Origin of the sequence: Halobacillus shinanisalinarum, assembly GCF_022919835.1 — a bacterium.
Lineage (GTDB): Bacteria > Bacillota > Bacilli > Bacillales > Halobacillaceae > Halobacillus_A > Halobacillus_A shinanisalinarum.
The window spans coordinates 2,800,274-2,812,321 of sequence record NZ_CP095074.1; the positions used below are offsets into that span (position 1 = coordinate 2,800,274).

The 12,048-nt window shown below is 41.0% G+C and carries 11 protein-coding genes and 1 pseudogene; 4 read left to right on the forward strand and 8 right to left on the reverse strand.

Translation table 11 applies throughout. From position 1 onward, the window contains the following. Nucleotides 1-239: 239 nt before the first annotated feature. Nucleotides 240-1,394: an AI-2E family transporter gene (locus MUO14_RS14055; RefSeq protein ID WP_244751281.1), complete on the forward strand. Its 1,155-nt coding sequence runs from the start codon at nucleotides 240-242 to the stop codon at nucleotides 1,392-1,394. Nucleotides 1,395-1,488: 94 nt separating this feature from the next. Here the strand turns inward: MUO14_RS14055 and MUO14_RS14060 are convergent, their stop codons facing one another. Both MUO14_RS14060 and MUO14_RS14065 read right to left on the reverse strand, forming a co-directional pair. Next, complete coding sequence (locus tag MUO14_RS14060) at nucleotides 1,489-1,944, reverse strand: GNAT family N-acetyltransferase (protein WP_244751282.1); 456 nt, start codon at nucleotides 1,942-1,944, stop codon at nucleotides 1,489-1,491. Between the two features lie 25 nt (nucleotides 1,945-1,969). Beyond that, nucleotides 1,970-2,974 (reverse strand): YeiH family protein, encoded by a 1,005-nt coding sequence (locus tag MUO14_RS14065; RefSeq protein WP_244751283.1) that lies wholly within the window; start codon nucleotides 2,972-2,974, stop codon nucleotides 1,970-1,972. A 120-nt stretch (nucleotides 2,975-3,094) separates the two neighbouring features. Between MUO14_RS14065 and MUO14_RS14070 the strand changes: the two genes are divergently transcribed. Continuing rightward, on the forward strand, nucleotides 3,095-3,988 hold the full coding sequence (locus tag MUO14_RS14070; protein WP_244751284.1) for a LysR family transcriptional regulator: 894 nt from the start codon (nucleotides 3,095-3,097) through the stop codon (nucleotides 3,986-3,988). Between the two features lie 332 nt (nucleotides 3,989-4,320). On the opposite strand, the gene MUO14_RS14075 is transcribed toward MUO14_RS14070, so the two are convergent. Further along, nucleotides 4,321-5,532: an MFS transporter gene (locus MUO14_RS14075; protein WP_244751285.1), complete on the reverse strand. Its 1,212-nt coding sequence runs from the start codon at nucleotides 5,530-5,532 to the stop codon at nucleotides 4,321-4,323. 114 nt (nucleotides 5,533-5,646) lie between these two features. On the opposite strand from MUO14_RS14075, the gene MUO14_RS14080 reads away from it, so the two are divergent. Continuing rightward, nucleotides 5,647-6,498 (forward strand): LysR family transcriptional regulator, encoded by an 852-nt coding sequence (locus tag MUO14_RS14080; RefSeq protein WP_244751286.1) that lies wholly within the window; start codon nucleotides 5,647-5,649, stop codon nucleotides 6,496-6,498. A gap of 138 nt (nucleotides 6,499-6,636) precedes the next feature. Here the strand turns inward: MUO14_RS14080 and MUO14_RS14085 are convergent, their stop codons facing one another. Next, complete coding sequence (locus tag MUO14_RS14085) at nucleotides 6,637-7,902, reverse strand: CYP152 family fatty-acid peroxygenase CypC (protein WP_244751287.1); 1,266 nt, start codon at nucleotides 7,900-7,902, stop codon at nucleotides 6,637-6,639. Nucleotides 7,903-8,135: 233 nt separating this feature from the next. Here MUO14_RS14085 and MUO14_RS14090 point away from each other — a divergent pair, with 233 nt between their 5' ends. Continuing rightward, nucleotides 8,136-8,555: an NUDIX hydrolase gene (locus tag MUO14_RS14090; protein WP_244751288.1), complete on the forward strand. Its 420-nt coding sequence runs from the start codon at nucleotides 8,136-8,138 to the stop codon at nucleotides 8,553-8,555. Between the two features lie 61 nt (nucleotides 8,556-8,616). On the opposite strand, the pseudogene ehuA reads toward MUO14_RS14090, so the two are convergent. The 4 genes and pseudogenes from ehuA to ehuB form a co-directional block, all read right to left on the reverse strand. Beyond that, nucleotides 8,617-9,392: pseudogene (gene ehuA, locus MUO14_RS14095) on the reverse strand (ectoine/hydroxyectoine ABC transporter ATP-binding protein EhuA). Beyond that, entirely contained in the window at nucleotides 9,389-10,099 is a 711-nt protein-coding gene (gene ehuD / locus MUO14_RS14100) for an ectoine/hydroxyectoine ABC transporter permease subunit EhuD (protein WP_244751289.1), read from the reverse strand. The pseudogene ehuA and the gene ehuD overlap by 4 nt, the downstream one beginning before the upstream one ends. Then, nucleotides 10,096-10,755 carry an ectoine/hydroxyectoine ABC transporter permease subunit EhuC gene (gene ehuC, locus MUO14_RS14105; protein WP_255822205.1) on the reverse strand — a complete coding sequence of 220 codons (660 nt, stop codon included), beginning with the start codon at nucleotides 10,753-10,755 and terminating at the stop codon, nucleotides 10,096-10,098. The genes ehuD and ehuC overlap by 4 nt, the downstream gene beginning before the upstream one ends. Nucleotides 10,756-10,848: 93 nt before the next feature. Then, complete coding sequence (gene ehuB / locus MUO14_RS14110; RefSeq protein ID WP_244751291.1) at nucleotides 10,849-11,730, reverse strand: ectoine/hydroxyectoine ABC transporter substrate-binding protein EhuB; 882 nt, start codon at nucleotides 11,728-11,730, stop codon at nucleotides 10,849-10,851. Nucleotides 11,731-12,048 lie beyond the last annotated feature (318 nt).

Sequence of the window (12,048 nt, forward strand, 5' to 3'; positions counted from 1 at the left end):
TCGGGGAAACATAGTGTCAAAGGCTTAATTAGCTGGGAGGTAGCTCGATATGGGTAAATTGATCAAACGTTTGATTAAATATGGTCCAATGATCTATCCAATCATAAAAAAATTTATGAGAAAACGCAGAGCAAAAAGATAGTACAGGAATCGTGCCTTTCTAAGGCGCGATTTTTTTATAATATGCTAAAATGATAAATAATAGAAAAATTCAGCTGAGGTTAAAAGGGGTGGCAGAAATGGATAAATGGGATTCAACACCGATCATTCGCTTTTTCGGCGGACGTAATTTGTTATACATACTTGCAGTTATCCTGTTCGTGGGTATCAATATATTAGTCTATACAGAAGTGTCCTTTATATTTGGTCCGTTTATTGTGTTTTTGGAAACCATTGCTTTACCAGTAATCTTAACTGTAGTGGCTTATTACCTATTGAGACCGATTATTGGACTGCTGCAGCAATTTGGCATCAAGCGTATATGGGGCATTTTGATTACACTTGTACTCGTAGCAGGAATGATTACATTACTAGTGATCCTCATTATTCCGTTTTTGGAAAAACAGTTTATGAGTCTTGCGGAGGAGCTTCCTCAATATTTAATGGAAATGGCTGACTCTATTGACCAATGGTTAAGAAATTCTATGTTTGCTGGATACTATGATAACCTATTTAAAGATGTTGGTGGATTAGTCGAACAATTGCCGGAGGATCTTTCTTCCTATGCATCGTCCACAATTGAAGGGATTACCAATATCATCTCTACTTTGACAAGTGTCATCATTGCGATCGTGACGCTGCCATTTATTCTGTTCTACCTTCTAAAGGATGGAGAACAACTGCCAAATATGTTTCTTAAAATTATGCCACCTAAGGTAAGACCAGAAGTATCTAGGGTGTTCAAGGGGATCGACCATCAGCTCAGTGCCTATATTCAAGGACAGATTATTGTAAGCTTCTGTATTGGAGTCATGATGTACATTGGATTTGTCATTATTGGCCTTGATTACGCATTGCTCCTGGCAGCTATTGCTAGTGTGACAAGCGTCGTGCCATACCTTGGACCAACGATTGCAATTATGCCAGCCTTAGTAATTGCGATCGTAACCTCACCATTTATGGTGTTAAAGCTTGCTTTTGTTTGGACGGCTGTGCAGCTTTTAGAAGGTAAATTTATTTCCCCTCAAATTATGGGTAAAAGCTTACACATACACCCTGTTACGATTATCTTTGTTTTATTAACAGCGGGACATTTATTCGGGGTGGTTGGGATAATTCTGGCTATTCCAGGCTATGCGATTCTTAAAGTGCTCGTCGTTCATTTATTCTACTGGTATCAGCTTAGATACAACCGTCATGTAGAAGAAAAACATCAATATAAACTACCAAAATAAAGCCCGGGCTTCCGGGCTTTATTTCTTGAAAAAGAGCTAACCCCACCTCAGGTCATCCAAATATTGGATGGCCTGAGGTGGGAACTTCTGGGTTTTACAATTTTGGTGTTCGTTTAAAGTGGGTGAGCCATAGGCCAGGTTCTGCTTCTGAGTCGCTCTCTTTCTGGAACCCCAGGCTATGGTAGAGCCTTTGTGCGGCCATATTGTTCTTACCTGTACTGACTTTAAATGTTGAGGAGGGGAGTATATCTAACAATGAAGTAAGCAATGATTTCGCGATACCTTGCCTAAAATAGGGAGGGAAGACAACAAGCCGGTGGATATCTACCAAATTTGCTTTCCTTTTATATGAAATAAAGCCTACAAGTACATCTCCTCGGAAAAATCCGACAAATGTTTCCTCGCATGATTGTATATCCTCAATAGAATCATAGAGTCTCGGAATACGATCGGTTTGCAGGATGCCTGCCTCCACTTGATAGGCAGGAAGTTGAATGCTTCTAATTTGGCGCGCAGTCTGTGCATCTTCATGGTTTAATATCGAAATCATTTGCTGCACCTCCAAGTAACAGGTTCTACACTATTACATAAGTCATGATAGATAAAAGGATCGAAGTGATCACAACCGCAAAGATCGGTTTTAAGGCCTTGCTGCGTAAGTCATGGAGATTTATATTTACTCCGAGCCCAACCATCGCCATCGTTAAGGTAAAGGAGGTGATGGTTCCGACAGTATCCATAACAGGCTGAGGTGCAGGAATATAAGGGCCAAGCACATAGCTTCCTAACACACTCATGATAATAAAGCCCACCAAAAACCAAGGGAAGGATACTTGATTATCTGTTTCCCCATTCCCCTTTCTCTTCATAAACCAAATGAGAATTATACTTAAAGGTACGAGCAAGAATACACGCCCAAGCTTAGCAAGCAGGGCCATAGCCAATCCATCCTCCCCCGCAGGTTCCCCAGCCAGTACTACGTTTGCTATCTCATGGAGTCCGAGCCCCGCCCACATTCCGTAAGCCTCTGCATCGATTGGAAGAAAAGGTCTAATCACTGTGTAGACTAAGGCAAAAACAGTTCCAATGAATGAGATGATCCCTACGCTAATGGCCGTGTCTTCTTCCTTTGCTTTCAAAATAGGTGAAACAGCAGCTATGGCTGAAGCCCCGCATATTCCTGTACCGACGCCAATGAGTAAGGAAATGGACGGATCGGCTTTAAACAAGTATGCGAGAAGCATCATGACACCGATGGCAAAAAAGATGACGAGAAGACCTCTTAGAAGCAATGGCACACCTTCATCCATGACAACGTTTATATTAAGTTTCAAACCAAATAATATGATAGCAAAACGTAACAATTTTTTAGCGGAGAATTGAATCCCTGAATGAATCGCTTCCGGGTAGCCAAAGAAATGCCGGTACAGCACGGCGATCAATATCGATGAGGCAAGCGGACCGACTTGGCTTAATCCTGGTAGGAGGGCAATTCCATAGCCAGCCAACGCAAGAAGAAAAGTAAAACCGATTCCCAACAACAGCGGTTTTCTCGCATTTGCATCGTTAAATCCAAACATATTTAAAACCTTCTTTTTAAAAAATAGATTATAAAAATACTATACGAGCGGGACTGGTCATTAGTAAAATAAAACTTTATAATCATAAGTATTAATAATATTAATCCGCGGGGTGGATCAATGGATATAGAAGCATTGAAAACATATGTAACTGTTATTGAACTGGAGAGCTTTACGAAGGCATCGCAAATGTTGAATCTTTCCCAGCCAACCGTAAGCTTTCATGTTAAAAATCTGGAAGCATTTTATCAATCGACGTTAATTGATCGTTCCCCTAAGCGGTTTCGGATGACTCAAACGGGAGAAATCGTGCATCGCAGGGCGCGGCAGATCCTGAGTGTGATTGATAAATCGCGCACAGAAGTTTATGATTACCACAATCAACTGCGCGGAACCCTCCATATAGGGGCAAGTTACACGGTAGGTGAATATATTCTTCCAGGGTTGTTGAAAGTGTTTAACGACCTTTATCCAGAGATTGATTTGCGAATTGAGATAGAAAATACGGAACGGATTAATCGGTCGGTTCAGCTTCATGAAATGGACATTGGACTTGTCGAAGGACAGGTGAAGGAAAGGGAACTGCATTCTGTTCCTTTTTTAGAGGATGAAATGGTTGTTGTTGTGCCGCTCGAACATTCGATCCGTAAACAAAAAGAAGTGAATTTTCATCAGCTCCAAGACCTTACATGGATTGCAAGGGAAACTGGCTCGGGCACACGGGCAGTCATGGATTCTATCCTCGAATCTTATAATATCCGCCCCAAAAAAATGGTTACGATCGGCAGTAACCACGGAGTGATCCAAGGAGTGAAACAAGGGCTCGGTTTATCCCTAATTTCAAAAACAGTAGTTGAGCATACACATGCAAATGATTATGTTTATGCACTTCCATTTATTAAGCCGCCCACACGTTTTTTCTCTTATGTCGTTCCAGCAGCTGAACAGGAATTATCTAAGAATGCATCTGTATTTATTGATTCCATAAAAAAAATTTACAACATATCATATTAAGAGGTTTTAAAATAAAATGAGTGTGAAAAGCAGAATAATTCAATAGTAATGAGGGTATGTTAAAAGTGGAGAAAAGTGAAACGTTTGTAAGACTCAAACGTAGATAAAATATCGGAACGAAACAGGTGTGGTTTCGAGCCAAATCTTGCATACTATACTGAGGTGAACACATGAGGAGCCTAGACCAGTTTGTCGAATATTTGAAGACTCTGGGAGTAGAGGTAGAGAAAGTTTATAAAACACCGAAGGAAGAGACGAGATAACGCGTACTTAATAATGAAGAAGCAAACATATAAGCAGCAAGGTATGGTCCTTATGGTCATACCTTATTGCTATGCAGTTTTCTGTTTTGTGATTTCTACGAAAAGAGGTTGCCGGGATTGGTGGATAGACCAAATGAATCCTAAACTGACAGGAATAAGAAGTGCTAGAAATACTGAGTTTGCACCAAAAGATGAGGCCATCATGCCGAACAGTGGACCTGTAATGACAACAGACGTTTGATTACATAGCATCCGAAAGCTTGACATTCGGCCGTGATACTCCTGATCGGTTGCTATTTGTTGAACAGACTGAAGTAAAGCTCTTATAAAAGACGTTCCTAAACCAACAAAAAGCACGCCGATAAAAGCAGTAAATACATTTTGAGTCATACCTAAAAGAAATAGCCCAAGACCCACAGTGGCTAAAGACCAAATGGCTAGCTTGTTTTTCATTCGCATCCACCACCATGCCCCTAAAAGTCCTGCTGTAATTCCTCCAATGGAGAAAGTAACATCAAGAAACCCATATACCATGGCTGAATGATTTAAATAAGCGCTCGTATAGACAGAAAGAAATCCCAGTGTCGTATGGAATGTGAGTTGACCGAGCATCATCATCATAAACAGTCCATGGAGCATTTTGTGACTTTTCAAATAGACAAATCCATCAATCATTTCAGTGAAAAAACGCTGTTTCTTTAAGTTTTGTAGTTGAGACGAAGGAATATAGTGCATGATTAAAATGGAAATAAAGGCTCCAAGGTAAAAGACGAGCACAATACTGAGTGACAAGGGCATGGGAAATACACTTGAGAAAATCCCTCCTAAGGCTGCACCTGACAAACTTCCGGAAATTGTAGCTGAACCGGATAACGAGAAAACTCGTGGCAGCTCTTTTTGGTCAAAGACTTCGGCAACTAAGGCTTGAAGGGAAGGGCGGAACAATGACCCTGTCGTTTGCAAAATCATATGTGTTCCGATAATCCACCAAGGATTGATCCAGCTATAAACAAAGGAGAAGAGGAGGACGGTTAAAATGACTACACTGACCGCGCCAGAAATATTTGCAAGTCTTTTGCGGTTATGTTGATCAACAAGTACACCAAAGATTAAATTGGAAAACAATCCAGGCACAAAGCCGATACTTACGAATAATCCGGTAAATAGGGCGTCTTCCGTCCATTGAAAAAGAAACCAAGTGACGAGCACGAAATACATTGCCCTTCCGCATTCATATAAAAAGTAGCCAGCCAAAAGCTTATATGTGTTCGTTCGACTCATGCTATCTCCCCCGTATCTTTGGACTATTTTCATCCTACCCCACCCTATTGAATAAGTATAATATTGATTTATAATAAAAAGTGATAACGAAAACTTATATAGGGGGCGTGTGTTATGAAAATTGAAGATTACCGATTGCTATTGCAATTGTCCAATTATAAAACAATTCGTTCAACCGCTAAGAAAGTCCTTATATCACAACCTGCTATCACTCAGAGGCTTAAATATATAGAAGATTACATTGGAGTGAAAATATTTGTTAGGACCCCAAAACAGTTAATTCTTACACCCGGGGGAGAACAGGTCATCAAACACGCAAAAAAAATGCTTTTACAAGAAAAACAGTTACATAATGAGCTTATGGAGTCTAAAGGAGAAGTGGGAGGGACATTGTCACTTGGAGTATCATCACTAGTGAGCCAACATAATCTTCCTGTCATTCTAGAAGAATACACAAAAGCTTACCCTAAAGTAACCATCGATTTAATTACTGGGGTGAGTGAGGAGATACGTCAATCTGCAGCAGACTTCCATGTTTGTATCGTTCGAGGAGAGCCGCTTCCGGACTATACGTGCATCCACCTGTTCAGTGACCCGCTCTACCTGTTTGACACAAAAAAGATTGCCGATGATGTTGTACGGCCGTTTATTGAATTTAAAACAGATGCTGAATATCAGAAGCTGGTTGAGGGCTGGATGATCAATCAAACAGAATTGCGAATACGCCGCACGATCAAAGTGGATCAATTTGAAACAGCAAAGCAGTTAATGAAAATAGGTCTAGGAATAACAGTTCTTCCTAAGAGCATAGCGACAGATGATCTTCTAGAACTGCCACATATTCCATTAGAGCGAGAAGGGAAACCTATAGCGAGAGAGACGTGGGTTTGTCTTAAAGAAGGAATACGATCACTTCCACAGGTAGAAGCTTTTGTAAGTATGCTTGCAAATAAAACATGGGTATAGATGGGTCAAAGTGAATTAGAAAAGATAAAAAAGGTATATCATGTACCCTTCACTGAAAGCATTTTATAAAAGAATGATCTGAATATAAAATGAAAACCAGCCTCTTACTTATTAATTCGGAGACTGGTTTTTTTGTAGCTAATTAGTCGCTTGTCTAACCTTATTCATGACAAACTTACTTTCAGGTAGTGAGGGCATTCTTACCAGGCTGTAGCTCAAATCTTGGCGAGCATGAACCTCGTAATCAATATGATTTACTAAAAAATCCATGCTTGCTTTCATAGCCTTGATCGTCGCCCATTCTCCAGGACACCGATGCCCTTTGTAGTAATCACCGCCACCCTGTGGGATTAAGTCATAGAGGCTTCCATCCCATTTTTCGAACCGCTCGGGCGAAAAAGTTTCAGGTTTCTCCCATAGCCGCGGATCATGATTTGTTCCGTAGATATCAAGCAACACCAACTGTCCTTCGTTGAAATGACAATCATTCCAGATAAATCCCCGGCGTACCCTTGCACCCAAAAATGGCCCAAAAGGGTAATAACGCCGAACCTCTTGAACAAACATTCGGATATAGTCGTTATCAGCCGCTTTCAATTTTCTACGGTATTGTGGATTGTCATGTAAGGCTAACGCGCCAAAAGTAATGTATGTAGCAATGGCTACAATTGGTCGCAATACATTAATTAATTCAACAGCTGCCATTTGTTTATCTAGAGGTTTTCCTTCTAAATCCTTATGGTAGGCCATCTCATATAGCGCTGTTCCTTCGATTGCACCTAACTTACCAGATCGGACTTTGCTGATCACTCCCCTGATCCATTCCTCTGCCCTTGCTCGTGCTTTACGTCCGCGCCAATGTCTCGGCCCTACAGCTCCGAAAGCGTCTACCATAGTGGAAAAATCTGAGGCCCTCTGGTTTATTTCCGATTTTTTTAAAGGAACGCCTGCCCACTGACAAGCTGCTAAACACAATACTTCCTGTGCTTCATCGAACAGTACTATGTTTTTCTTCTTTTCCCATGCATGTGTCTTGTCTTGCCATTGTTGTTTCGTTAATTCAGCAAGTAGATTCAACTTTTCTTCTGTCATGAGGGACATGAAAAGCAATTTGCGGTGTTCATGGGCAGCTCCATCCATAGTTTGGATCGCGTTTTCACCAAACAACGTCTTTTGGATTCTTTTTGGAGCCGCGCCTTTTCTTTGAAACCGTTCGGTATCATAAAAAACTTTTGCCGTATTCTTTCCACTCATGCAGATTACTTTTTCCGCAAATAAATGGGTTTGAAAAATATCTGAATCAAAACGACGACATCTATTTGGTATAAACTGATAACCTTCAGCTAGCAAAGTCAAACTATTATCTAATCCTTTGTCCCGGGGGACCCTATCATGGTTTCTCATAGGTATCAGCTCCTCTGTAATTGATCAGGCTTTTCTATTTTTAGGAATTCCCGAAATAGGAAGGGTTAAACACACCGATTAAATAAATCTGACTTTTTTACAAGTTCTAGGAGGTATTCAATAAAATATAACGAAATGTTTAATAGGCCTTAGGGATAGAGGAGAGGAAGATATAGAGTCGATCAGTTTATTCATTTGAGTTAGTATATTGAACCAAGGAGGCGATGAGTGGGATGGAGCGTATAGATGTGGCATATGCTTTGCTGACAAATAAGAAGAATGAAGTACTTATCGTACATAATAAAGATCGCAATCAGTGGTCATTGCCTGGTGGAGCCGTTGAGGCAGGTGAAAAGCTTTATGAAGCTGTAGTGAGGGAAACAAAAGAGGAAACAGGGTTGGAAGTGGAAGCAGTCCATTTAGTGGCGGTAAATGAGGCATTGCTAACGACTAGTCAACACCATGCGTTATTTTTCATCTTTCAAACTAAAATAACTGGTGGAAGCGAGTCGATTGCTTTTCCTGATGAGATTTCTGAGCTGCGCTGGGTATCTATTGAAAAGGCTGCAGAGCTTATTCCTTATTATCCGTATGGTATGGATAAATTGCTTGAGGCTTCAGCCTTTTATTACGATGAAGGGGTAAAGGCTTAGTCGGATATCAAATAAACTGTAAAAAACACTTCATCGTCAGTGAAGTGTTTTTTTACAGCTCTTATATTGTGGAGCGAAAACGTTCTAGGAAAGATTGAAGACGTTCGCTTTCAGGATTTTCTAAGATTTGCTGCGGTGGACCTTGCTCGGCAATTACTCCGCTCTCAAGAAAGACAATACGATCGGCTACATCACGGGCAAAGTCCATTTCGTGTGTAACTAGAATCATAGCCATTTCACCCTCTTCAGCAATATCTTTTATAACCTCAAGTACTTCCCCGACCGTTTCTGGATCGAGAGCAGATGTCACCTCATCAAAAAGCATGACTTTAGGCCGCATCACTACAGCCCGGGCAATGGCTACTCGTTGCTGCTGCCCCCGGATAATTGAGCCGGATATGAGTCGATCTTATCACCGAGCCCGACCTTAGTAAGCATATCTTTGGCTCGTTGTTCAGCCTCTTCTTTTGGCACGCCTAACACATTGATAGGTGCTGAGGTGCAATTCTTTAAAATTGACATGTGAGGAAAGAGATTAAAGTGCTGAAAGACCATTCCAATATTTCCTCTAACCTGACGTAAGTGCTTTTCATCAGCCGGGACGAGGCTGCCGTTAACTTCTTTATGCCAAAGCGGGGCGCCGTCCACATTGATGATCCCTTCGGTTGGCTGCTCAAGCGTCATTAACATACGGATAATGGTTGTTTTACCTGAGCCGCTTGGCCCGATCAATGCAAGTTTCTCACCAGGGGCAACAGTGAGGTCGATTCCTTTTAGTACTTCAACATCATCAAATGATTTATGAACATCCTTGTATTCTACGAGAGGCTGGGTCATGAAGTCGTCACTCCTTTTTTAGTTGATTTCTTGTTATCTGATTCATGACGTTTATTCAGCTTACGTTCAAGCCACTGCACAAATAGAGCAGACGGGTAACTCATCGCTAGGAAGAAAAAGGCAACGAGTGTGTAGGGTTCTAAGTATTCAAAATTATTGACCCCATATACTTCAGCTGCTGTTAACATACCGGCAACTCCGACGACTATAGTCAAAGGAATTTCTTTGAACATAATAATTAAATAGTTTCCAAGCATCGGGATAACGGGTGGAATGGCTTGCGGTAAAATAACTTTTGTCCATTTTTGAAAAGTAGTGTAATTTAAGGCTGTTGCTGCCTCTATTTGTCCTTTTGGAACACCTTCAATTCCGGAACGATAAATTTCGGAAATATACGTACTAAAATGTATGCCAAGTCCAAACACAGCAACGGTAAATGGTTCAAGCGTCACCCCGACATAAGGAATCAAAGGCCATGCAAAAAACAAGAAGTAAAGCTGTACTAGCGGTGGAGTGGAACGGATAAATTCTATAATGAAGCTAATAAGCCAATTGAACGGCTTGAATTTTACTCTTTTCAGAAAAGTCCATATACCACCTACAATTAGAGCCACCGTAAAACAGACGATCGTTAAGCCGAGGGTCGTCCACATGGCTTCAAAAATGTGCGGAAAGACATCAACAACTGTACTCCAATCCCATGTCATTCAGTAGCAACCCCTTTCGAAGCCCAGCGTTCGAGCCAGCGTGTTAAACCGATGAGTGGCAGGGCAATGATAAAGTACATCACGAGGAGCATCGTAAATACGGCTACACCTTCAGATATATTTGCATCCCGATAAAGCAAGCCTACGTACGTAATATCGGAAAGCGATATAATGGAAACGAGTGAGGTTGCCTTTAACATTTGGATTAAGTAATTCCCGAATTCGGGCAGCATCATGCGTATGGCTTGAGGAAGGATGACAAACCTCATCCTTTGAAAGCGGGACATGTTTAATGCTGTTGCTGCTTCCGTTTGACCGGAAGATACGGCCAAAACGGATCCGCGAACTACTTCGGACATATAGGCGCCATAGTTCATTCCAATTACAATAACACCTATGAGATAGGCGGATAATTCAAACCCTAACAAACCTGGTAAGACATAGAAGAACCAGAATAATTGTACAACAAGAGATGTACCCCGAAATATTTCAATGTAGACCGTGGTAAAGTTACGGATAATAAAGTTTTTGGAAAGTCTTCCGAAGCCAGCTAGGAATGCGATGAGATAGCCAAAAATAGCTGATCCGATTAATACGGTTATTGTTATATCCAACCCTTCTAACAATATGGGGATGATATCAATATAGTTGCTAATATGAGCTCACCCTTTCTTTTGGATAGTAAAAATGGCTGTCCTTTTGTTGGTGAAAAAAGGCACCCGACTTCGGGTGCCTTTCAGATTCTTTATTTACCCTTTACAAAGCTCTTCTACTGTTATGTCCTCTGTGATGAGGTTGCCATCGCCGAAAAATTCAACGGAATTAACAATCTCTGCAAGTTCACCGCTTTCTCTCATTTTCGCAAGCTCCTCATTATATGCTTCACGAAGGTCATCAGCATCCTGTGCAAAGCCTGCCGCTCCATAACTTGGAACACCTTCTACATCAGGTTGTTCAAAATCCTGCACATATTCTAATGAATCTCCACCTGTTGATTTCATGGCTTTCTTCACTGTTAGCTCAGTCGCTGTCGTGGCTTGAGCACGACCTGTTTTAACAGCGTCAAGTGTAGCGGCAATGTCTGGATAGGTTTCGATCTGATCTTCACTTACACCAGCACTTTTCAGAAAGTCAACTTCCGTTGCGCCGGACATAACAGCTACCGTTACATCTCCGTTGGCTGCAATATCTGCATAACTTTTTAAGGATTCCGGGTTGCCTTTTTCTACTACCATACCTTCACCATATTTAATACCTGGCGTTGCAAAATCCACTTGCTCACAACGATTTGGTAGAATGGCCATTCCAGCGGTAATAACGTCAAATTTGCCTGTTTTCACACCTGGAATAAGCTGTTTCCAATCGGCGATTTCCCCTTTAACCTCGTCTACTCCCATTTTTGCAAAGGCTGCTTTAGCAATTTCTACGGCTACACCTTTAAGTTCACCGTCTTCTTTATAGGCATAAGGTGCTTCGTTAGCAAAACCGACAGTAACATAGCCTTGATCCTTAACCTTTGATAGAGCAGAATCTCCGCCTTCGCCACTTCCGCTGGATTCCTCAGATCCGCAGGCAGCTAATAATAGAACGGATAATGTAACTATAATCATTGATAATAGTTTTTTCTTCATGTTAGACCTCCTTGGGTTTATTAGTATTTTAAGTATAAAGACGGGGTAAATGGTGCGTCAGTCATGGGGCTAGGTGTCTAGATAAGTACTGTTAATCGTACCAATGTTCTAAAAAAACGGCAAACTCTAAATTTTCCGATTACACTGAATATATGCTTGTTACATGAAATTTATTAGCTGCAACTCCGATTTCCTTTAAATACGTAGTCAAAATGTAATGGTTTTGTAAAGAGGTTGTTTTATAAAAGCTTATGAGGGGATTCTAATAAACATTCGAATAAAATGATTCGCATAAAGCCGACTCATTTAGTATGATTT